Consider the following 20,869-nt stretch of genomic DNA (forward strand, 5'->3'; position numbering starts at 1 on the left):
GTGCGGATTCTGTTGACCGGCCACCAGGGCTACCTGGGCACCGTGCTGGCCCCGGTGCTGGCGGAGGCGGGGCACGAGGTGATCGGCCTCGACTCCGGCCTGTTCGCCGACTGCGTGCTCGGGCCGCCGCCCGCCGACCCCCCGGGACACGCCGTGGACCTGCGGGACGTCCCCGCCGGGGCGCTGACCGGCATCGACGCCGTCGCGCACCTCGCGGCGCTGTCGAACGACCCGCTCGGCTCGCTCGCGCCCGAGCTGACCTACGACATCAACCACCACGCCTCCGTCCGGCTGGCCAGGCTGGCCCGCGACGCCGGGGTGCGCCGGTTCGTCTACGCCTCCACCTGCTCGGTCTACGGGGCCTCGGGCGGAGACGCGCTGGTGGACGAGGACGCGCCGCTGCGGCCGGTCACACCGTACGCCGAGTCGAAGGTCCGGGTCGAGGACGACCTCGCGGAGCTGGCCGACGACGACTTCTCGCCGGTGTTCCTGCGCAACGCCACCGCGTTCGGGTTCTCGCCCCGGCTGCGGGCCGACATCGTGCTCAACAACCTGGCCGGGCACGCCGTGCTGACCGGCGAGGTGCGGGTGCTGTCCGACGGCACGCCGTGGCGGCCCCTGGCGCACGCCCGCGACATCGCCGAGGCGTTCCTGCGGGCCGTCGAGGCGCCGCGCGAGGCCGTGCACGCCCAGGCGTTCAACGTGGGCACCGAGGCCAACAACGTGACCGTCAGGGAGATCGCCGACGAGGTGGTGGCGGCGGTGCCCGGCGCCGAGCTGACGATCACCGGCGAGAGCGGCGGCGATCCGCGCTCCTACCGGGTGGACTTCTCGCGCATCCGGCGGGCGCTGCCCGGCTACGAGGCCGCCTGGACGGTCAAGGCCGGCGCGGAGGAGCTGGTGACGGCGTACCGGACGTACGGGCTGACCACGCACGACTTCGAGCGGCGCTACACGCGGCTGGCCCGGCTGGCCGACCGGCGGGAGGCGGGCACGGTCGACGCCGGGCTCCGGCCGTGAACGGCGAGGAGATGCACGACCTCGTCCGCCGGCTCCACCCCCTGTGCCGGAGCATCACGGGCGACGGCGTGCGCGGCACCCTGGAGATCATCGGCGAGCACCTGCCGCTGGCCGTGCGCGAGGTGCCGACCGGGACCGAGGTGCTGGACTGGACGGTGCCGAAGGAATGGAACATCCGCGACGCCTACGTCAAGGACGCCTCCGGGCGGCGGGTGATCGACTTCCGGGAGTCGAACCTGCACGTCGTGGGCTACAGCGTGCCGGTGTCGGGGACGTACTCGCTGGCCGAGCTGCGTCCCCGGCTGCACACGCTGCCCGAGCAGCCGGGGCTGGTGCCGTACCGGACCAGCTACTACGCCGAGACGTGGGGCTTCTGCCTCAGCCAGGACGCCCTCGACGGGCTCCGCGACGAGGACGGCCCCTTCGAGGTGCGCATCGACTCCACCCTCGCGGCCGGCTCGCTGACCTACGGCGAGTACGTCGTCCCCGGGCGGCTCCCCGAGGAGGTGATGATCTCCTGCCACGTGTGCCACCCGTCGCTCGCCAACGACAACCTGGCGGGCATCGCGGTGGCCGTGGCGCTGGCGCGGCGGCTGCGCGAGCCCCGCCACACCTACCGGTTCCTGTTCGCGCCGGGCACGATCGGGGCCATCACCTGGCTGGCGCGCAACCGGGAGCGCCTGCACCTGGTCGCGGCCGGGCTGACGCTGGCCTGTGCGGGGGATCCGGGGGCGCTGACGTACAAGCGGAGCCGCCGGGGCGACGCGCTCGTCGACCGGGCGGTCACGCACGTGCTGCGGGACCGGCCGCACGAGGTGCTGGAGTTCTCCCCGTACGGCTACGACGAGCGCCAGTTCTGCTCGCCGGGCTTCGACCTGCCGTTCGGCAGCCTGACCAGGACCCCGTACGCGGGATACCCGGAATATCACACCTCGGGCGACAACCCGGACTTCGTGACCCCGGCGGCCATGGAGGACACCCTCGACGCCCTCACCCGGGTCGTCGAGGTGCTGGAGCACGAGCGTACGTACCTCAACCTCAGCCCGTACGGCGAGCCGCAGCTCGGCCGCCGCGGGCTCTACGGATCTCTGGGCGGCAGGAGTGACACGAAACAGGCCCAGATGGCGATGTTATGGGTGTTGAACCTGTCAGACGGAGAGCATGGCCTGCTCGACATCGCCGATCGGTCCGGACTGCCGTTCGCCGCCGTGAAGGGGGCGGCCGAGTCACTGCTGGACGCCGGATTGCTGAAGGAGAAGGCCTGATGGACCTCAAGGTCGGTGACGTGGTCGAAGTGCGGGGCGAGGCCGAGATCCGCGCCACCCTGGACGAGCGCGGCGAGCTCGACGGCCTGCCTTTCATGCCGGAGATGGCGGCCTACTGCGGCAGGCGCCTCACCGTGCACAAGGTCGCCCACAAGCTGTGCGACACCCAGACCAGGACCGGGCTGCGCCGGATGGAGCGGGCCGTGCACCTGACCGGGGCGCGCTGCGACGGCTCGGCCCACGGCGGCTGCCAGACGAACTGCTCGATGTACTGGAAGGACGCCTGGATCAGGCGGATCGGCGAGGCGCCCGCGCGGGCCGCGGAGCCGGACCGGCGCCTGCTGCCCCTGCTGGAGGTCAACACCCGCAAGCCGGACCGGCCCGACCACTACTCCTGCCAGGCCACCGAGCTGCTGCGGGCCGCGCCCGCCTGCCTGCCGGTGCGCAGCATGGGCCAGTACGTCACCGACGTGCGCACCGGCAACGCCGGCGTGCTCCGTACCCTCCACGCGCTGCTGATCGGCGGCTTCAACCGGATCCAGGCGGTCAGCACGCGCACGCTGCCCCGGCGGCTGCGGCTCCGGGAGGGGCGGCGCTGGGGCTTCCTCAAGCCCGCCCTGCACGGCCGGACGCCGACGGCGGTGCTCGACCTGAAGCCCGGCGAGCTGGTCCGCGTCCGGTCCAAGGACGAGATCATGGCCACCCTGAACGAGCGCATGGAGAACCGCGGCCTCGGCTTCGAGGAGGAGATGGCGCGCTACTGCGGCACCGTCACCCGCGTCCAGTCCGTGGTGGAGCGCTGCGTCGACGAGCGCACCGGCGAGCTGCTGACCATGAAGACGCCCTGCGTGACGCTGGAGGACGTGGTCTGCCAGGGCCTGCACAGCCTCAACTGCCCGCGCGAGTTCGTGCCGTTCTGGCGGGAGATCTGGCTCGAACGGGTGTGACCGCACAGGAAAGGAACGCATGGCGGAGACGGAACGGGTCGAGGAGGTAGGCGCCCGCGCGGGCCGCGGGCTGCGCTGGACCGTCCTCGGCAGTCTGGTGACCCGGGCCGGCTCCTTCGCCATGGGGCTGGTGCTGGCCCGGCTGCTCGCCGCCGGCGACTTCGGCGTCTACGCGGTGGCGCTGGCGGCGACGCAGATCGTCATGCACGTCAAGGACATCGGCATCCAGGCGGCGGTCATCCACTGGCGTGGCCGCGTGGAGGACATCGCGCCGACGGCCAGCGTGCTCAACTTCGCCGTCACCACGCTGGCCTACGGCGCGTTCTGGCTGTTCGCGCCGGTCTTCGCGGGGCTGGCCGGCAACGAGGAGGCCACCGGCGTGGTGCGGCTGCTCACCGCGGTCGTCCTCATCGAGGCGTTCACCGCCGTGCGCAGCGCCGCCCTCCTGGTGCGCTTCCAGCAGGACCGGCTCACGCTCGCCATCATGGCCGGCTTCGTGGCGAACGCGGCGGTGGCGGTAAGCCTGGCCTTCGCGGGCGCGGGCGCGTACGCCTTCGCCTGGGGGCAGGTCACCGCCTCGCTGGTCACCGGGGTGCTCATCTTCTTCTGGGGCTGGCTGCCGATCAGGGTCGGCTGGGACAGGGAGACCGCGGGCAAGCTGCTGCGGATCGGGATCCCGTCGGCGGTCGGGTTCGGGCTGGAGGCCCTGCTCATGAACGCCGACTACGTCATCGTCGGCAATGTGCTCGGGGCCGAGCAGCTCGGCTACTACCTGCTGGCGTTCAACGTGTCGAGCTGGGTGCCGGGGATCATCGGCACCGCGCTGCGCTACGTGTCGCTGCCCAGCTTCTCCCGGCTGTCGGAGGACCCGGCGGCGCTGTCGGAGGGGGTGCGCAGGTCGGTGCCGGTGATGGTGGCGTTCGTGCTGCCGCCCGCGCTGGTGATGGCCTTCCTCGCCCATCCGCTCATCACGTTCCTGTACGGCGAGCGGTGGGACTTCTCGGCCGGGGTGCTGCGCTGGCTGGCGGTCCTGATGGTGGTGCGGATGCTCATCTCGTACCTGGCGGTGGACATCCTGACCGGGCTGGGCGCGACCAGGACCACCGTCTGGCTCAACCTCGGCTGGGCGGTCGTCCTGCTGCCGGCCCTGCTCGCCGGGGCGCACCTCGGCGGGATCCGCGGCGCGGCCGTCTCGCACGCCCTGGTCGCGGTGCTGGTGGCGGTGCCCATGGCGGTGCTCGTCCTGCACCGCGTGGGAGTGCGGCTCGCGCCCGTGCTGCCCGGCCTGGTGCGCCCGGCCCTGGGCGCGGTCGTCTCCGGGACGGTGATGGCGGTCCTGGAGGGCGTCACCCGGGGCGAGCACGCGCTCGTGCAGCTCGGCGTGGCCGGCGGGGCCGGGCTGCTGGTCTTCGTGCTGATCGTGGTGCCGGGCGCGGCGCTGAGGAAACTCGTCACTAGGAGCGCTTGATGTCCTTCGCCGACTCGCTGGTCTCCGTGGGGGTGCCCGTCTTCAACGGCGCCGCCCGCATCGAGGGGACGATCCGCGCGGTCCTCGCCCAGGACCACCAGAACCTTGAGCTGGTCATCTGCGACAACGCCTCGACCGACCGCACCGAGGAGATCTGCCGTGACTGGGCGGCGAGCGACCCCCGCGTCGTCTACCACCGGCAGCCGGAGAACATCGGGCAGTTCCCGAACTTCGCCGACGCCATCCGGCGGGCGCGGGGCGTGTTCTACCGGTGGGCGGGCGACGACAACTGGCTGGCCCCCACGTACGTCTCCCGCTGCCTGGAGGTCTTCGCCGCCGACGAGCGCCTGCTGCTGGTCACCACGCAGCAGGCGTACGCGGCCCCGGACGGCTCGACCAGGACCGCCCCCTACACCGGCACCGGCTACCTCGCCGACGACCCGGTGGACCGCTTCGCCGAGTGCCTGCGCATGCTCAACGAGGACCCGCTCGCCATGGACCCTCTCTACTCCCTCATGCGCCGTGAGCGGATCATGCGGGTGGACCGGGGCCGGGCCATGCTGCGCGAGGACGAGATCTACGCGGCCCGCATGGCCCTGGCCGGGCCGTGGGGCCACGTTCCCGAGGTCCTGGCCGGCCGGGGCTGGGAGGTCCAGCAGCAGGGCGACATCGCGCGCAAGCTCGGGGTGCCCGCCTGGCAGGTCCGGGTCGCCCTGCTGCTGCAGTGCAGGGAGCTGCTGCGGGCGCTCGGCGAGGTCGGGCTGACGCCCGCGCAGCGGCGGCGGGGACGGGCGCTGGTGGCCCGGATGTACCTGCGCCGGCACGGGGTGACGGCCGTGCGCAGGGGCCGCAAGCTCATGGCGACGACCCGGCTCCTGGGGGCCGGCCGGTAGCGGCGGCCGCGCGCGTCCTGCCCGGCCGCGCCAGGCGGGCACGGACCGCGTCGCGGAGCGCGGCGGCGCCGCGGTGGCGCTGGAACGGCAGCTCGAACGCGGCGGCGAAGACCCGAGCGAACAGCACCGACGCCGGCGCGGCCACCGCCAGCAGCGCCGCCAGCCGGCCCACGCCCGGCTCCAGCAGCGGCGCGACGAGGAAGTGGTTCACGGCGACCACGATCGGCGCGTGGACGAGATAGAGGCTGTAGGAGAAGGAGCCGAGCGCCCGCACCGGCCGGGTGTCGAGCAGGCGCACGAGGGGCCGGGGACGTCCCAGGGCGACCGCGGCGAGCAGCAGCCCGGCGGCGGGCGCGAGCGCGAGGTCCACCCAGAAGAACCGGGCGACCGTCCACTCCGAGCCCTGGGCCACGATCAGGACGAGCACCGGGACGGCCGCCACCGCCGCCGCCCAGTGCAGCGGGAACCGGGTCCGCGTCCTGAGCACGGCCGCCGCCAGCACGCCCACGGCGAACAGCACCGCGAACTGCGGGGTCAGCCGCATCAGCATCCCTGTGACCGGCACGTACGCGGCCAGGACGCCCACCGCCACCACCACGACGGCGACCACGGCCGCCATCGCCCACGCGCCGAGCCGCCGCACCAGGAGCAGCAGGAGGGGGAAGACGAAGTAGAGCTGCGCCTCGACGGCGATCGACCAGAGGGCGCCGTTGGGGCTGGGCGAGCCGAACACGTCCTGGAGCAGCAGCCCGTACACGACGACCGTCTTCGCGGTGGGGACGGGCTGGCCGGGCTGCGGCACCAGCAGCCAGGCGACCGCCAGGCTGAACAGCAGCGCCGCCCAGTACGGCGGCAGGATGCGCCAGGCGCGGCGGCGGGCGAAGCGGCGCAGCCCGCCCAGCCGCCAGCCGGAGCGGGCGGGGGAGACCGCGAGGGAGAAGCCCGACAGGGCGATGAAGACGACGACGGCGAAGTGGCCGTAGAGCAGCCAGCCCGCCCAGCCGGGCCCGGTGTCGGCGGGGAAGCCGGGGAAGGACAGCAGCCAGCAGTGGTGCAGGACCACGAAGAGCGCGGCGAGGCCGCGGATCCCGTCCAGGCCGCCGAGCCGCGTCTCGCCCCCGTCCATGCCCACCCCGCCCCCGGCCGCCCGCGCATCGCCCTGGATATATCGCGATCTGTCGGGCTCGCGTAACAAGGAGAAGGAAAGGTGCGATGTCCTGATTGGAACGTATTTCTGGGGGATGAGCGACGCCCCGTTGCGCTGCAAATCGGGCTGGGGATATATGGAATTCTGGACGGCCATTCTGGGTCTTGCCCGCAACGCGTTCGTCGCCGTCCCGGTGGCCGTCCTCACGGCGGCGCTGGCCCTCACGGGCTGGCTCGTCCTGCCGGAGCGGTACGTCGCCAGCGCCTCCATGGTCCTGGTGACCCCGTCGGGCGGCGGCTCGATCGACCGGACCAAGCCGCTCGCGCAGACCAACCCGCTGCTGCAGTTCTCCGACGACCTGCGGACCACCGCCAGCATCCTCATCCTGGCCATGAACTCGCCCGACGTCTTCAGGTCCGTCGGCGTCACCGAGGACGGCCCGGTCGACCTCACGATCGACGACGGGCGGACGAACCCGACCCTGCTCGGCGTCGGCACCACGGGCCCGTTCGTCTACGTCGAGGTCGAGGCCCCCTCCAGGGCCGAGGCGGCGAAGGTGCTGGCGGCGGCCCAGGAACGGCTCCGCGAGGAGCTGGAGGACCGGCAGAACGAGCTCAAGGCGCACCCCGTCACGTTCGTCCAGCTCGACGACGTGGTGCGGCTCGGGCCCGAGGCCGACCTCGCGCCCAAGCTCCAAGGGGCGGCCGGCGGCGCGCTGGTCGGCCTGCTGGCGGGCTTCGGCGCGGCCTACGCGGCGGTGCGCGGCAAGCTGCGCCTCCCCGCCCGCCTCCAGCCGTCCGCCGCCCCTGAACCCCCTCCCCAGGAGAACCGGGAGAACGGGACACCTCGCAGGCCCGCCGGCCTCAACGGCAGAGCCCCGCGCGACCCGGCCGTGGACGACGCCGAGACCGGTCCCATCGACGTCATCAGCGGCGGCGAGCGCTGAGCCCTACTTGCGCGGCCCGACCAGGTCGGCCAGCGCGGGCGGCACCCACCGCCTGGCGACCTGCCGGAAGCTGCTCTTCCACTCCTCGCCGGGCCGCTGCTTGAACTTGGTGTCGTGCTCGTCGAGCGTCTCGTCGTCCGGCCGCCCGTTCGTGTAGTAGTAGAGCGCCATCGAGCGCCTGGCCCGGTCCTCCGGGCAGGTCAGCGGCTCGGGGTGGCCGTGGTTGGCGTCGTCGGTGGTGGCGAAGACCACGAAGCGGTTGAACACCGGCAGGATCCTGTGCTCGCAGCGGGTCATGTCCTTGTCCCAGAGCTGCAGGTGCCCGCCGTAGGACTCCTCCCAGTCCTTGTTGAGGTAGAGCAGGCCGTTGAGCCGGCGGTCCAGGTCGAGCCTGCGGTGCCGGTTGAAGTCGACGTGCACCTTCAGGAAGCCGCCCGGTCTGATCTGGTGCAGGCCGCCGCCGTCGTAGTGCGGGTCGGACACCAGGTGCTCGATGCCGGTGAGCCGTTCGAGGAAGTCGACGAACACCTGCCCGTTGAACTCCGCCAGCAGGTGCCGGGTCGCGGGCCCCATCTTCTCGGTGTCGGCGAGGGCGAGCTTGATCTCGCGGGCGTTGTCGAAGCGCTGCCATTCGGCGTCGCGCGGCTCGGGGAACTCGGCGAGCACAGGCTCCAGCGCCTCGGCGGGCAGGAAGTCGTCGATCACCACGTGCCGGAAGGGGCTGGCCTTGAGGAACGACTCCCGCAGGCTGTCCGCCAGCGGAAGGAGATTGTCACGTTTGAAGGTGAAGTCGGAAAACGGCATCGATGCTCCCCACCCTACGGAAATGGCGTGAATACCCCGGGTGAGACATCGTGAAATACGGTGATCTCGTTACGAGTTTCCTGGTAACGCCGGATACGTCCGGGGCCGATGACCGTATCGAAGGTTCATCCGGTTCGGGAGGGAAAACGCCTTGGACTTCTGGGGGACGGTCCTGGTCGTGTTCCGGCGGTGGTACGTCACCGTCCCGGCGTTGCTGCTGGCCCTCGGCGGATCGTTCGCCGTCTACCGCACCGTCCCGACCGTCTACCAGTCGGGCGCGGTCCTCGTGCTCACCATCCCCGTGACGGGCGGGAGCGTTCCAAACGATCCCGCCTACCCGAACCCCCGGACGAACCCGCTGCTCAACTACAACGGCTCGCTCAACGTCGCGGCCTCGATCCTGCTCCAGGCGCTCAGCGCCCCGGAGACCGCCGCCCGGCTGGGGGCGCCGCCCGGCGGCGAGACCACGTACGTCGTCCACAACGGCAGCCCCAACCCCGAGCTGCTGGCCAGCGGGCCGTTCGTGATCATCAACGCCAGGTCGCCGTCCCCCGAGACCGCCCACACGCTGGTCACCAGGCTCGTGGCGCAGGCGGGCACCGAGCTCGCCGCCCGCCAGGCCACGCTGGGCGCGCCCGTCAGCACCTACATCCAGCTCACGCCGATGGTGCCGCCCACCGAGCCGCAGGAGCAGCGCGGCGGCAAGAGCCGCACGGCCATGGCGGTGCTGGCGCTCGGCCTGTTCGCCGCCCTGACGGCCGGCTACGCCACGGAGAGCCTCGCCGCGGCGCTGCGCCGCAGGCGGGCCGGGCCGGCCCCCGCCGAGCCCGCCGAGCCCGCCGAGCCCGTCGAATCCGTCGAGCCCGCCGAATCCGCCGAGCCGCCGGCGCTGCGCCCGTGAAGGCGATCACCCTCACCAGGACGGAGCCCGTGGCCGGCCTGCCCCGGCCGCACGCCGCCGACGGGGCCACGCTGGGCGTCGTCTTCGTGGTCATCCTGATGATCGTCCCGGCCCGGCTGGTGTTCCGCGGGCTCTCGTTCGCCATCACGCCGGCCGAGGCCGTGGGCCTGTTCGCGCTGGTGTGGTGGTTCTGCGCGCAGCTCACCACCACGCTCGGCGCGGCCAAGGGCCGCACCCTCGTCCGCAGCGCGGTCTTCGTCCACGCCTGCTCACTGATCGCCACCTACGCCTACGCCGCCGCGGGCAACCTGCCGAGGGACGAGCTCGACCTCGCCGACCACATGATGGTGAGCGCGTTCGCGATGATCGGGATCGTGCTGCTCGTCGTGGACGGCGTACGCGGCCGGGCCCGGCTCGACCTGGTGCTGAAGACCGTCGCGGTGATGGGCGCGGTGCTCGGCGTGATCGGCGCGGCGCAGTTCCTGCTCAGGTTCGACCCGACCCCGTACATGGTGCTGCCCGGCCTGCGCTTCACGCAGGAGGAGCTGTTCATCGTGGAGCGCAACGGGCTGAGCAGGGTCGCGGCGACGACCGGGCACCCGATCGAGTTCGCGGTCGTGTGCGCCATGATCCTGCCGATCGCGCTGCACTTCGCCTTCCAGGCGCTCGAACGCCGGCAGCCGCACCTGCGCTGGTGGCTGTGCGCGGGGCTGATCGCGGCCGGGATGGTGTTCTCGGTGTCGCGCTCGGCCTTCGTCGGCGTGGCGGGGGCGGCGGCGGTGCTGCTGGCCGGCTGGCCGCGCCGGCGGCGGCTGCTCGCGCTCGGGGCGATGGTGCTCTTCCTGGGCGCGGTCAAGGTGGTCGTGCCGGGGGTGCTCGGGGCCATCCTGGACCTGTTCACGGGCCTGTCCACCGACTCCAGCCTGCGCTGGCGGACCATGGACTACGCCGCCGCGGCCACCGAGATCTCCCGCCACCCGTGGCTGGGCCGCGGCCTCGGCACCTGGTACGCCCCGAAATACCTGGTCTTCGACAACCAGTACATCCTCACCGCGGTCGAGACCGGGATCATCGGCGTGCTGGCCTTCGCCGGCCTCTTCCTGGCCGGGATCTGGTCGGCGCTCCGCGCCCGCCGGCTGCTCACCGACCCGGCCGACCGCGACCTCGGGCTGACGCTGGCCGCCTGCCTGGTGGTGCCGCTCATCGGGGCCGCGACCTTCGACCTGCGCTCGTACGCGGTGATCACCGGGCTGTCGTTCCTGCTGGTCGGCTCGGCCGGCGCGCTCGCGCGGGAGGCCCGGCTCAGGCGAGCAGCCGCGCCTGCGCCTCCCGCCACGACCCCGCCGCCAGGTCCCGCGCGCTGATCGCGGTCGCCGGCAGCGGCCAGGCGACGGCCAGGTCGGGATCGTCGTAGCGGACCGAGACGTCCTCGGCCGGGTCGTGCTCCCTGTCGATGCGGTAGCAGACGTCGGCCTGCCCGGTGAGCGCCTGGAAGCCGTGGAGGAAGCCGGGCGGCACGTACAGGCAGGCGAAGTCCTCGTCGTCGAGCCGCACGCTCATGCTCCGGCCGTACGTCGGCGAGCCGGGCCTGGCGTCCACCAGCACGTCGTGGATCGCGCCGCGGGCGCACCTGACGAGCTTGGCCTCGCCGCGCCCCACCCGCCCGTGCAGGGCGCGGACCGTGCCGAGGCGCGAGCGCGACTGGCTGTCCTGGATGAAGGCGGCGGGGTCGAGGCCGTGTTTCCCGGCGACGGCCGCGTCGAACGTCCGGGTGAAGAACCCCCGGTCGTCGTGGTGCGGCGTGGGGACGAAGAGAAGGACGCCCTCCAGGGCGCCGCGCTCCACTCTCATGCCTCTCATCCTGCTGGCGGGCCCACACATCCTGCCAGACCCACACGTAACGGATTTCTCCGTCATGCCGATGATCCGGGCGAAAGGTCGGGCTGGGCTGGGCCAGGGCGAAGGAGCGAGGACATTCCGGCAGACCCCTTCACCGCGACCAGTCCTCCCGCGCGCGTCCGCGTGGGAGCCGTGCACGTCATGGCCGTCACCGAGGCGGGGGTGGCCGGCCACGTCTCCCGCGAGTGGGCCGCCGGCCGGGGCGGCGCGATCGTCACCGCGAACGTCGACATCGTCCGCGCCGCCACCCGCGACCCGGCCCTCGCCGCCCTCGTCGCCCGCGCCGAACTGGTCGTCGCCGACGGCATGCCGGTCGTGTGGGCGGGCCGCCTGGCCGGGACCGCGATCCCGGAACGGGTCACCGGCGCCTCGCTCGTGCACACCCTCGCCGGGCGCGCCGCCCGCGACGGCCGGCCGGTCTATCTGCTCGGCGGCGACGAAGGAGTGCCGGAGGCCGCCGCACGGGCCCTGTTGGAACGTTACCCGGCGCTGCGGATCGCGGGCACGCACTCCCCGCCGTACGGGTTCGACGCCGACCCCGCCGCGCGGCGCGCGGTCGTCGAGCGCGTCAGGGAGGCCAGGCCCGGCCTGGTGCTCGTCGGCCTCGGCTTCCCCAAGCAGGAGCGGCTGATCCAGGAGCTGCGGCCGGAGCTGCCCGCCGCCTGGTTCCTCGGCTGCGGCGCGGGCATCCCGATGGCCGCGGGCCAGTTCAGCCGCGCCCCCGAGGCCCTGCAGCGCGCGGGCGGCGAGTGGCTGCACCGGCTCGCGCTCGAACCGCGCCGCCTGCTGCGGCGCTACCTGCTCCACGACGCCCCCTTCGCCGTGCGCCTGCTGGCCGGCGCGCTCCGCGCCCGTCTCCGTCTCCTGGGAAGGTGAGCATGCTGGCGGTCGTCATCGTCACGTACTTCAGCGAGCGCGTCGTCGGCGACTGCCTGCGCTCGCTCGCGGACGCCGGCGCGGGCGACGCCCGGGTCCTGGTGGTGGACAACGACTCGGCGGACGGCACCATCGCGGCGGCCCGCGCGGCCCTGCCGGCCGTCGAGGTGGTCCCGACCGGCCGCAACGCGGGCTTCGCCGGCGGCGTGAACGCCGGGATCGCCGCCGCGCCCGGCTGCGACGTGCTCGTGCTCAACCCGGACGTCCGGCTCGCCCCCGGCGCGATCACCGCGCTGCGCGAGGCGCTGGCCGTGCCCGGCACCGGCGTCGCGGTGCCCCGGCTCACCGCCGAGGACGGCACGGTCCACCTCTCGCTGCGCAGGCGGCCCACCGTGGCGCGCGCGCTCGGCGAGGCGCTGCTCGGCGGCCACCGGGCCGGGCGGGTCCCCGCGCTCGGGGAGCTGGTCGTGGCGGCCGGCGCGTACGAGCGGCCGGGCACCGCCGACTGGGCGACCGGCGCGGCCTGGCTCGTCTCCCGCGCCTGCCTGGACGCGCTGGGCCCGCTGGACGAGCGCTACTTCCTCTACTCGGAGGAGACCGAGTACATGCTGCGCGCCGGCGACCACGGCTTCGCCGTCCGCTACGAGCCGCGGGCGCGGGCCGTGCACCTGGGCGGCGAGCAGGCCACCTCCAGCCGGCTCTGGGCGCTCGCCACCGCCAACCGGGTCCGCCTGCACCGCGAGCGGCACGGCCGGGCCCGCGCCCTCGCCATGCGCGGCGCGGTGCTGCTCAACGAGGCGGTCCGGGCGCTCACCCGGCCCGGCCAGGGCGGCGCCAAGCACCGGGCGGCCCTGCGCGCGCTCGTCCGCCTGCCCGCCTGGCCCGGCCCGCCGGGGACGGCCGACCCGCCGGGGTACGTCTGCTTCGCCGCCCAGGACTGGTGGTACCACAACCGGGCGCACTCCGACTTCCAGCTCATGCGCGCGATCGCCGGCCGCCGCAAGGTGCTGGTGGTCAACAGCATCGGCATGCGCATGCCCGCGCCCGGCACCACCACCCACGTCACCCGCCGCGTCCTGCGCAAGCTGCGCAGCGTGGCGAAGTTCCTGCGGCAGCCGTACCCCGGCTTCCACGTGATGTCGCCGCTGCCGCTGCCGTTCTACGGCTCGCCGGTCCTGCGCCGGGTGAACGCCCTGCTCGTACGCTCCCAGGTGCGGGCGGTGTGCCTGGCGCTCGGCCTGCGCCGCCCGGTGATGGTGGTCACCATCCCCACGGCCTGGGACGTGGTGCGCCCGATGCCCCGGCACGCGCTCCTCTACAACCGCTCCGACCGGCACTCGGCCTTCCCCGAGGCGGACGCCGCCGTCATCGGGGCCATGGAGGGTGAGCTGCTGGCCCGCGCCGACCGGGTGCTCTACGCGAGCCGCACCCTGATGGCCGAGGAGCGCGAGCTGACCGGCGAGCGGGCCTGCTTCCTCGACCACGGCGTGGACCTCGACCATTTCACCAGGGTCGCCGACCCGCCCGCCGACCTCGCCGCCGTGCCGGGGCCGCGCGTGGGGTTCTTCGGCGCGCTGGACGAGTTCGTGGTGGACGTCGGGCTGCTCGAACGCCTGGCCGCCGAGCTGCCGCAGGCGTCGCTCGTGCTCATCGGGGACGCCACCGCGCCGATGGAGCGGCTGACCGCCCATCCCAACGTGCGCTGGTTCGGCTTCGTGCCCTACGAGCGCATCCCGGCGTACGCCTCGGGCTTCGACGTGGCGATCATGCCGTGGCAGGACAACGACTGGATCAGGCACGCCAACCCGATCAAGCTCAAGGAGTACCTGGCCCTGGGCCTGCCGGTGGTCAGCACGGACTTCCCGGAGCTCGCCCACTACCGGGACCGGGTGCGGATCGCGGCCACGCCCGGCGCGTTCGTCGCGGCCGTCAAGGCCGCGCTGGCGGAGGGCGGGCCGCGGCCGGCCGCCGAGCTGCGGGCGTCGGTGCTGGGGATGTCCTGGTCGTCGCGGGCCGACCGGCTCATGGAGCTGGCCGAGGGGGAGCGTTGACGCGGGTCGGCCGGGTGCTCCTCGCCGCGGTGGCGCTGCTCGCCGCCGCGGCCCTCGTGTGGGCGGTCGCCGGCATGTCCGAGGGCGAGCCTGGGCCGCGCCCCACGGCGTCCGGCGGTGCCACCGGCCGGCCGGACGTCGCCGGGCTGCCGCGCGTCCCCTGGGAGGGCGGCCCCGCCTACTACGACCGCTTCGCGAGCACCAAGGCCGCCGGCTGGACGAACCCGGCGTTCTTCCCCGTAGGCGTCTGGTACGAGTCCGTCATCACCCAGGACGACGTGGACAAGGACGTCGAGGCCGGCATCAACACCTACGTCGAGCTGACCGAGACCAGCGACATGGCGCTGATCAGGAGGAACGGCCTGTTCGCCATGCCCAGCAAGCCGCTCAAGGACTACGGGGCCGAGACCGTCGCCTGGCTGATCACCGACGAGGCCGACATGTGGGCCGGTCCCGGCGACGACGGCTGGACCGGCAACTTCCCCGGCGAGGGCCCTCTCTGCATCCCCGACGACCCGCACAAGGAACGCTGCGGCTACACCGTCATGAAGACGCTGAAGGACCGGCTCCCCAAGGACGGCCGCCCGCACTACGCCAACTACGGCAAGGGCGTCATGATCTACCAGGACGACCGCCAGGCCGGCCGGTTCCTCAACGACTACACCGACCTCGTCTCCCTCGACGTCTACTGGTACACCAGCTACTTCGCCTGCCTGGACGGCCAGAACTGGCTGCACTGGCCCGGCGAGGAGCGCTGCCGCCGCGCGGCGAACTACGGCCTGCTCATCGACCGCCAGCGCAAGCTGGACGCCCTCGACGGCAAGCTCCAGCCCATCTGGGCCTTCGTCGAGGTCGGCCGCCCGGCCGCCGAGGACCGGCGGCAGATCGAGCCGGACGAGGTCAAGGGCGCGGTGATGAGCTCGCTGATCCACGGGGCCAGGGGCGTCATCTACTTCAACCACAGCTTCGGCGGCCCCTGCCAGAGCCAGCACGTGCTCCGCGACGCCTGCGGCGTCACCACCAGGCCCGCCGTCGTCGAGGTGAACCGGCAGATCAGGCAGCTCGCCCCGGTGCTCAACACCCAGTCGATCGAGTACGCCTTCGGCCCCGGCGTGGACACCATGCTGAAGGCGCACCAGGGCGCGTACTACCTGTTCGCCATGCCGTCGGCGGAGGGCCGGCCGGGAGCGCGTACGTTCGCGCTGCCCGGCGGCCTGTCGCCCGGTCAGGTCGAGGTGCTGTTCGAGAACCGGCGCCTGCCCGTGGACGCCTCGGGACGGTTCACCGACACCTTCGCGAGCGAGAACTCCTACCACGTCTACCGGATCACGCCCTCCCGCGGTCAGTGACGGCGGGGGCGCAGTGCGGGCAGCGGTCGAGCCGGGGTTAGTTGATGCGCCAGGTGTCGCCTGCCGTGAGCAGGGCGTTCAGGTCGCCGGGGCCTTCCGCGGCGATGGCCTGGTCGAGCTGCTGGGTCATCAGCGTCTCGTAGGAGGGCCGGTCGACGCTGCGGAAGATGCCGATCGGGACGTGCTCGAAGGCGGGCTCGTCCAGGCGGGACAGGGCGAAGGCGAGGCTGGGGTCGGGGTGGTGCGCGTCGTGGAGGAGGATCTGCTCCTCGGTCACGCTGGTGCGGGCCACGACCTCGATGCCGCCGCCGGCGGCGCGGACGACGGCCTTGGTGGCGCTGGCGATCGGCTGCCCGTGCTCCAGGCGCAGCGTGATGTCCTCACGCAGGCCGGGGTCCTTGAGCGGTTCGAAGGCGTTGTCGTTGAAGATGTTGCAGTTCTGGTAGATCTCGACCAGGGAGGTGCCGCGGTGGGCGGTGGCCTCGCGCAGCACGGCTTGCAGGTGCTTGCGGTCGGAGTCGATGGTGCGGGCGACGAAGGAGGCTTCGGCGCCGATGGCCAGCGAGATCGGGTTGAACGGCTTGTCCAGCGAGCCCATCGGCGTCGATTTGGTGATCTTGCCGACTTCGCTGGTGGGGGAGTACTGGCCCTTGGTCAGCCCGTAGATGCGGTTGTTGAACAGCAGGATGTTGAGGTTGACGTTGCGGCGCAGGGCGTGGATGAGGTGGTTGCCGCCGATGGACAGGGCGTCGCCGTCGCCGGTGACGACCCAGACGCTGAGGTCGGGGCGGGAGGCGGCCAGGCCGGTGGCGATGGCGGGGGCGCGGCCGTGGATGGAGTGGAAGCCGTAGGTGTTGAGGTAGTAGGGGAAGCGGGAGGAGCAGCCGATGCCGGAGACGAAGACGATGTTCTCGCGCTTGAGGCCGAGTTCGGGCAGGAAGGACTGGACGGCGGCGAGGATGGCGTAGTCGCCGCAGCCGGGGCACCAGCGCACTTCCTGGTCGGACTTGAAGTCCTTCAGGCTCTGCTTGGCGTCGGTCTTGGGGACCAGGCTGAGGCCCTGGCCGTTGACGAGCTCAGTCACTGTCGATCACGTCCTGGATGACTCCGGCCAGCTCCTCGGCCTTGAACGGGAGCCCGCGCACACGGTTGTAGCTGATGACGTCGACGAGGTAGCGGGCGCGCAGCAGCAGCGCGAGCTGGCCCAGGTTGATCTCGGGCAGCAGCACCTTGTCGTAACGCTTGAGCACCTCACCGGTGTTGGCCGGCAGGGGGTTGAGGTGGCGCAGATGGGCCTGGGCGACCTTGCCGCCGCCCGCCCTGATGCGGCGCGCGGCCGCGGCGATCGGCCCGTAGGTCGAGCCCCACCCGACGACCAGCACCTTGGCGTCGCCGTCGGGGTCGTCCACGACCAGGTCGGGGACGTCGATGCCGGCGATCTTGGCGGCGCGGGTGCGGACCATCAGGTCGTGGTTGTCGGGGTCGTAGGAGATGTTGCCGGTGCCGTCGGCCTTCTCGATGCCGCCGATCCGGTGCTCCAGCCCGGCGGTGCCGGGGATCGCCCACGGCCGGGCCAGGGTCTCGGTGTCCCGCTTGAACGGCAGGAACGCGCCGTTCTCGCCGTTGGGGGCGGTGGTGAACTCCTGGGAGATGTCCGGCAGGTCGGACACCTCCGGCAGCCGCCACGGCTCGGAGCCGTTGGCGAGATAGCCGTCGGAGAGCAGCATGACCGGCGTGCGGTACTTGACGGCGATCCTGGCCGCCTCGATGGCGGCGTCGAAGCAGTCGCTCGGCGACATCGGCGCCACGATCGGCACCGGCGACTCGCCGTTGCGGCCGAACATGGCCATCAGCAGGTCGGTCTGCTCGGTCTTGGTCGGCATGCCGGTGCTCGGCCCGGCGCGCTGCACGTCCACGATGATCAGCGGCAGTTCGGTGGTGACCGCCAGGCCGACGGTCTCGGCCTTCAGTGCCACGCCGGGGCCGGAGGTGGTGGTGACGCCGAGCGCGCCGCCGAACGCGGCCCCGAGCGCCGCGCCGACGCCGGCGATCTCGTCCTCCGCCTGGAAGGTGCGGATGCCGAACCGCTTGTGCTTGGACAGCTCGTGCAGGATGTCGGAGGCCGGCGTGATCGGGTAGGAGCCCAGGAACAGCGGCAGCTTCGCCTGCACGCTCGCGGCGATCAGGCCGTAGGCGAGGGCCTGGTTGCCGGAGATGTTGCGGTAGACGCCGGGCGCGAGGCGGGCCGGCTTGACCTCGTAGGAGACCGAGAACGACTCGGTGGTCTCGCCGTAGTTCCAGCCCGCCTGGAAGGCCGCGATGTTGGCCTTGGCGATCTCGGGCTTCTTGGCGAACTTGTTCTCGAGGAACGTGATCGTGTGCTCGGTCGGCCGGTGGTAGAGCCAGCTCAGCAGGCCGAGGGCGAACATGTTCTTGGAGCGCTCGGCGTCCTTCTTGGACAGGTCGAAGCCTTCGAGGGCCTTGACCGTGAGCGAGGTCAGCGGGACCGCGTGCACCCGCCACTCGGCCAGCGAGTCGTCCTCCAGCGGGTTGGTGGCGTAGCCGACCTTCTGGAGGTTGCGCTTGGTGAACTCGTCGGTGTTGGCGATGATGTCCGCCCCGCGCGGCAGGTCGCCGAGGTTGGCCTTCAGCGCCGCCGGGTTCATGGCCACCAGCACGTTCGGCGCGTCGCCCGGGGTCAGGATGTCGTGGTCGGCGAAGTGGAGCTGGAAGCTCGACACGCCGGGCAGCGTCCCCTGGGGCGCGCGGATCTCGGCCGGGAAGTTGGGCAGGGTCGACAGGTCGTTGCCGAACTCCGCCGTGCCCGCCGTGAATCGGTCGCCGGTGAGCTGCATGCCGTCGCCGGAGTCGCCGGCGAAGCGGATGATCACGCGGTCGAGTCGCTGGACCTGCTTTGTCACAGCCGCTCAGTCCTCCTCGACGCGCCAAGGCGCGGTTGCATTGGGCGCGTTCTCTGTTTCCATGCTAGATCCTCGGAAGGGTCACGCGTTTGCAAGCCGCCGAACGCGGGTAAACGCGGTGGGAGTCCGTCAGGGTGAGGTCGGAGAACGACGACGACACAGCCCGGACGCGAGCCTGCAGAGGTCGACATGCAGGCGGGCGAACAGGACGGTACGGGTCACGAGCGCCAACTATACGTCCCCCCAACCCATGGGCTACGTCAGGGGCTGCTTGCGGGACGGCTCGCTCCCCGACCTGTACAGACGTCCGGCCTGCATGCCGGCGGATCCGTACAACTCTGGAACGGTGACGAAGCTGTAACCCTTCCCGCGCAACCGCTTGAGGATTTCCGGGACCGCGGCGACGGACTCCCGATGGATGTCGTGCAACAGGATGATCGCACCCGGATGCGCGCCACGCACACCCCTATCCGCGATGTCTGGGGTCGCGCCGCCCTGCTGGTCCATGACGTCGACGTCCCAGGTCACCAGCGGGTAGCCCTGTTCGCGCGCCACGTTGCGCAGCGTCCCGCTCACCGCCCCGTACGGCGGCCGGACGAGCGTCGGGGCCTGGCCGATGGCGGCGGCCACCGTGCCGCGGGCGCGCTCCAGCGAGTCGGCGATCTTGGCGGTGCCGGGCTTCGACAGGTCCGTGTGCGCCCAGCTGTGGTTGCCGACGAGGTGACCCTCGTCGCTCATACGGCGCAGCAGGCCCGGCTGGGCGGCCGCGTTGACGCCGACGACGAAGAAGGTGGCGCGGGCGTTCTCGCGCTTCAGGATGTCCAGGAGCTCGGCCGTGTACGGGCCGGGGCCGTCGTCGAAGGTCAGGGCCACGCACTTGGTGGCGGCGCAGTCGACGGTGCCGGCGCGGCTGCTGGTGGCGGCCGGCGAACGCGGAGGCGCGGCGAACGGCCCGCCGGGCGTGCCGGTGGGCGTGTCGCCGGCCGGGCCGCCAGGCGTGCCGGTGGGCGTGTCGCCGGCCGGGCCGCCGGGCGTGTCGTCCGGCGTGCGGGCCGGCGGGTCGGCGGGGGCGGTGCTGGTGGCCCGGCCGCTGTGGGCGGTGCCGTCGAGGGTCGCCCGCTGGGCCCGGTGGCCGAGCTCCGACAGCAGGGGGGCCGCCCGCCCCGCGGGCACGGCCACCGCGAGCCGGCCGAGCCGGCACGGCGTGAGCTGGCAGTCGTCGAACTCGACCACCAGGTCCCCGTCGCGGTTGAAGGCCATGGAGTCGAACTGGTCGCCGCCGGCGGTGACCGCGTCCCGCTGGACCTGCGCGCCGCGGCTCTTGAGCTGCTCCTTGACCAGCGCCGCCAGTTTCCGCCTGGCGTCGTCGCCGGAGAGCAGGCCGGTGGAGCCGGTGGTCCTGCCGGAGCGGGGGTCGTACCAGAGCGTGCGGGTGGAGTTCTCCCAGCCGGTGCCGGTGAACTCGCCGCTGCGCAGCCGCACGCCGACCGCGTCGGGGGAGACGGCGGCGAGCTGCCAGTCGACGTTGAGCTCGGGCCGCGGGTCGGCGACCTCGTCACCGGCCCGCGTGCGGAAGTCGCCGAGCTGCCGCCGCGCCTGCTCGCGCAGCGCCTCGGCGAGCGCGGGCGCGCCGGCCAGCTCGGGATAGGTGATGTGCACGTACCGCGATCCGTGGGAGGCGTGGCCCTCGGTGATCGTCCTGGTGGACAGGCCGGCGACGGCCGCCGGGTCGACGAAGTCGATCAGCGTCGGCTCTGCCGGGACCAGGACGTTCCTGCCGGGGTCGGCGGCGGCGAGGCCGCAGCCGCCGGCCGAGAGCGCCAGCAGAGCGATTCCGATGGCGAACCGCTTGGTGTGCATGAATGTCACACTATGGCGGCGATCATGACATTTGTACCGATTTGTGGGGAAGTGGAAGGGACTTTGACGGGTCTTGGGTTTAGCCGGCCCGGAGAGGGACGTGCGCCCTGGGTTCCGCCGGCGCCGCGGGTTACGATCGCGTCATGGACGGCTATTTCGGGTCGTACGTGCTGGTCGCCGCGCTGTTCGCCATCGGCGTCGCCATCGTTGCCGGGGCCCTCATGGCCAACCGCCTGCTCCGCCCGAGCCGCCCCACGCCCGAGAAGCTGACCACGTACGAGTGCGGCGTCGACCCCGTCGGCGAGGGCTGGGCGCAGTCGCAGGTCCGCTACTACGTCTTCACCTACCTCTACGTCGTCTTCGCCGTGGACGCCGTCTTCCTCTTCCCCTGGGCCACCATCTTCGACGCGCCCGGCTACGGGCTGACGACGCTCGCCGAGATGTTCGTCTTCCTCGGCTTCATCGCGCTCGGCATCGTCTACGCCTGGCGCAAACGGGTCCTCACCTGGACCTGAAGTCCCA

19 protein-coding genes are annotated in these 20,869 nt (G+C 72.6%); 12 read left to right on the forward strand and 7 right to left on the reverse strand.

The features are described from left to right. The 5 genes from Nocox_RS02395 to Nocox_RS02415 are packed head-to-tail and all read left to right on the forward strand — an operon-like array spanning nucleotide 1 to nucleotide 5,593. Complete coding sequence (locus Nocox_RS02395; RefSeq protein ID WP_026214241.1) at nucleotides 1-1,020, forward strand: NAD-dependent epimerase/dehydratase family protein; 1,020 nt, start codon at nucleotides 1-3, stop codon at nucleotides 1,018-1,020. Beyond that, nucleotides 1,017-2,285, forward strand: a complete 1,269-nt coding sequence (locus Nocox_RS02400) for a DUF4910 domain-containing protein (protein ID WP_020542712.1) — start codon at nucleotides 1,017-1,019, stop codon at nucleotides 2,283-2,285. Before Nocox_RS02395 ends, Nocox_RS02400 begins: the two co-directional genes overlap by 4 nt. Continuing rightward, nucleotides 2,285-3,232, forward strand: a complete 948-nt coding sequence (locus tag Nocox_RS02405) for a hypothetical protein (RefSeq protein WP_020542713.1) — start codon at nucleotides 2,285-2,287, stop codon at nucleotides 3,230-3,232. The genes Nocox_RS02400 and Nocox_RS02405 overlap by 1 nt, the downstream gene beginning before the upstream one ends. A 19-nt stretch (nucleotides 3,233-3,251) precedes the next feature. Continuing rightward, on the forward strand, nucleotides 3,252-4,700 hold the full coding sequence (locus Nocox_RS02410; protein ID WP_020542714.1) for an oligosaccharide flippase family protein: 1,449 nt from the start codon (nucleotides 3,252-3,254) through the stop codon (nucleotides 4,698-4,700). Next, nucleotides 4,700-5,593 carry a glycosyltransferase family 2 protein gene (locus tag Nocox_RS02415; protein WP_020542715.1) on the forward strand — a complete coding sequence of 298 codons (894 nt, stop codon included), beginning with the start codon at nucleotides 4,700-4,702 and terminating at the stop codon, nucleotides 5,591-5,593. Before Nocox_RS02410 ends, Nocox_RS02415 begins: the two co-directional genes overlap by 1 nt. On the opposite strand, the gene Nocox_RS02420 is transcribed toward Nocox_RS02415, so the two are convergent. After that, nucleotides 5,556-6,719 (reverse strand): acyltransferase family protein, encoded by a 1,164-nt coding sequence (locus Nocox_RS02420; protein ID WP_020542716.1) that lies wholly within the window; start codon nucleotides 6,717-6,719, stop codon nucleotides 5,556-5,558. The genes Nocox_RS02415 and Nocox_RS02420 overlap by 38 nt on opposite strands. 157 nt (nucleotides 6,720-6,876) lie before the next feature. Here Nocox_RS02420 and Nocox_RS02425 point away from each other — a divergent pair, with 157 nt between their 5' ends. Further along, a complete protein-coding gene (locus Nocox_RS02425; RefSeq protein ID WP_020542717.1) occupies nucleotides 6,877-7,686 on the forward strand; it encodes a hypothetical protein in 810 nt (269 codons plus the stop codon). Between the two features lie 3 nt (nucleotides 7,687-7,689). On the opposite strand, the gene Nocox_RS02430 is transcribed toward Nocox_RS02425, so the two are convergent. Next, entirely contained in the window at nucleotides 7,690-8,490 is an 801-nt protein-coding gene (locus Nocox_RS02430) for a 2OG-Fe(II) oxygenase (RefSeq protein WP_020542718.1), read from the reverse strand. 151 nt (nucleotides 8,491-8,641) lie between these two features. On the opposite strand from Nocox_RS02430, the gene Nocox_RS02435 reads away from it, so the two are divergent. Together Nocox_RS02435 and Nocox_RS02440 are read left to right on the forward strand one after the other, a co-directional pair. After that, complete coding sequence (locus tag Nocox_RS02435) at nucleotides 8,642-9,391, forward strand: hypothetical protein (protein WP_020542719.1); 750 nt, start codon at nucleotides 8,642-8,644, stop codon at nucleotides 9,389-9,391. After that, nucleotides 9,388-10,755, forward strand: coding sequence for an O-antigen ligase family protein (locus Nocox_RS02440; protein WP_020542720.1), 1,368 nt, complete (start codon nucleotides 9,388-9,390; stop codon nucleotides 10,753-10,755). Before Nocox_RS02435 ends, Nocox_RS02440 begins: the two co-directional genes overlap by 4 nt. On the opposite strand, the gene Nocox_RS02445 is transcribed toward Nocox_RS02440, so the two are convergent. Continuing rightward, nucleotides 10,694-11,242 carry a dTDP-4-dehydrorhamnose 3,5-epimerase family protein gene (locus Nocox_RS02445; protein ID WP_026214243.1) on the reverse strand — a complete coding sequence of 183 codons (549 nt, stop codon included), beginning with the start codon at nucleotides 11,240-11,242 and terminating at the stop codon, nucleotides 10,694-10,696. The genes Nocox_RS02440 and Nocox_RS02445 overlap by 62 nt on opposite strands. Before the next feature lie 189 nt (nucleotides 11,243-11,431). On the opposite strand from Nocox_RS02445, the gene Nocox_RS02450 reads away from it, so the two are divergent. Genes Nocox_RS02450 through Nocox_RS02460 form a run of 3 tightly spaced genes read left to right on the forward strand, consistent with a single transcriptional unit; the run spans nucleotide 11,432 to nucleotide 15,566 of the window. Next, nucleotides 11,432-12,166 (forward strand): WecB/TagA/CpsF family glycosyltransferase, encoded by a 735-nt coding sequence (locus Nocox_RS02450; protein ID WP_051112540.1) that lies wholly within the window; start codon nucleotides 11,432-11,434, stop codon nucleotides 12,164-12,166. A 2-nt stretch (nucleotides 12,167-12,168) separates the two neighbouring features. Beyond that, a complete protein-coding gene (locus Nocox_RS02455; RefSeq protein WP_033408716.1) occupies nucleotides 12,169-14,217 on the forward strand; it encodes a glycosyltransferase in 2,049 nt (682 codons plus the stop codon). Next, on the forward strand, nucleotides 14,214-15,566 hold the full coding sequence (locus tag Nocox_RS02460; protein ID WP_020542724.1) for a hypothetical protein: 1,353 nt from the start codon (nucleotides 14,214-14,216) through the stop codon (nucleotides 15,564-15,566). Before Nocox_RS02455 ends, Nocox_RS02460 begins: the two co-directional genes overlap by 4 nt. 37 nt (nucleotides 15,567-15,603) lie before the next feature. Here Nocox_RS02460 and Nocox_RS02465 read toward each other — a convergent pair whose 3' ends face one another. The 4 genes from Nocox_RS02465 to Nocox_RS02475 all read right to left on the reverse strand — a co-directional run bounded on the left by Nocox_RS02465 (nucleotide 15,604) and on the right by Nocox_RS02475 (nucleotide 20,347). After that, complete coding sequence (locus tag Nocox_RS02465; RefSeq protein ID WP_219495571.1) at nucleotides 15,604-16,650, reverse strand: 2-oxoacid:ferredoxin oxidoreductase subunit beta; 1,047 nt, start codon at nucleotides 16,648-16,650, stop codon at nucleotides 15,604-15,606. Further along, nucleotides 16,643-18,487, reverse strand: coding sequence for a 2-oxoacid:acceptor oxidoreductase subunit alpha (locus Nocox_RS02470; protein WP_219495572.1), 1,845 nt, complete (start codon nucleotides 18,485-18,487; stop codon nucleotides 16,643-16,645). Before Nocox_RS02470 ends, Nocox_RS02465 begins: the two co-directional genes overlap by 8 nt. A gap of 129 nt (nucleotides 18,488-18,616) precedes the next feature. After that, a complete protein-coding gene (locus tag Nocox_RS44085; RefSeq protein ID WP_425517750.1) occupies nucleotides 18,617-18,709 on the reverse strand; it encodes a putative leader peptide in 93 nt (30 codons plus the stop codon). A 33-nt stretch (nucleotides 18,710-18,742) separates the two neighbouring features. Next, on the reverse strand, nucleotides 18,743-20,347 hold the full coding sequence (locus tag Nocox_RS02475) for a polysaccharide deacetylase family protein (RefSeq protein WP_020546962.1): 1,605 nt from the start codon (nucleotides 20,345-20,347) through the stop codon (nucleotides 18,743-18,745). Between the two features lie 143 nt (nucleotides 20,348-20,490). Between Nocox_RS02475 and Nocox_RS02480 the strand changes: the two genes are divergently transcribed. After that, a complete protein-coding gene (locus tag Nocox_RS02480; protein ID WP_020546961.1) occupies nucleotides 20,491-20,862 on the forward strand; it encodes an NADH-quinone oxidoreductase subunit A in 372 nt (123 codons plus the stop codon). Nucleotides 20,863-20,869 lie beyond the last annotated feature (7 nt).

It is taken from the genome of Nonomuraea coxensis DSM 45129, assembly GCF_019397265.1.
GTDB lineage: Bacteria > Actinomycetota > Actinomycetes > Streptosporangiales > Streptosporangiaceae > Nonomuraea > Nonomuraea coxensis.

Coding starts and splice junctions, on each gene's coding strand:
- Nocox_RS02475 (WP_020546962.1), bottom strand. CDS start 20,347: ATGCACACCAAGCGGTTCGCCATCGGAATCGCTCTGCTGGCGCTCTCG.
- Nocox_RS02420 (WP_020542716.1), bottom strand. CDS start 6,719: ATGGACGGGGGCGAGACGCGGCTCGGCGGCCTGGACGGGATCCGCGGC.
- Nocox_RS02450 (WP_051112540.1), top strand. CDS start 11,432: ATGGCCGTCACCGAGGCGGGGGTGGCCGGCCACGTCTCCCGCGAGTGG.
- Nocox_RS02445 (WP_026214243.1), bottom strand. CDS start 11,242: ATGAGAGTGGAGCGCGGCGCCCTGGAGGGCGTCCTTCTCTTCGTCCCC.
- Nocox_RS02410 (WP_020542714.1), top strand. CDS start 3,252: ATGGCGGAGACGGAACGGGTCGAGGAGGTAGGCGCCCGCGCGGGCCGC.
- Nocox_RS02405 (WP_020542713.1), top strand. CDS start 2,285: ATGGACCTCAAGGTCGGTGACGTGGTCGAAGTGCGGGGCGAGGCCGAG.
- Nocox_RS02455 (WP_033408716.1), top strand. CDS start 12,169: ATGCTGGCGGTCGTCATCGTCACGTACTTCAGCGAGCGCGTCGTCGGC.
- Nocox_RS02425 (WP_020542717.1), top strand. CDS start 6,877: ATGGAATTCTGGACGGCCATTCTGGGTCTTGCCCGCAACGCGTTCGTC.
- Nocox_RS02430 (WP_020542718.1), bottom strand. CDS start 8,490: ATGCCGTTTTCCGACTTCACCTTCAAACGTGACAATCTCCTTCCGCTG.
- Nocox_RS02480 (WP_020546961.1), top strand. CDS start 20,491: ATGGACGGCTATTTCGGGTCGTACGTGCTGGTCGCCGCGCTGTTCGCC.
- Nocox_RS02415 (WP_020542715.1), top strand. CDS start 4,700: ATGTCCTTCGCCGACTCGCTGGTCTCCGTGGGGGTGCCCGTCTTCAAC.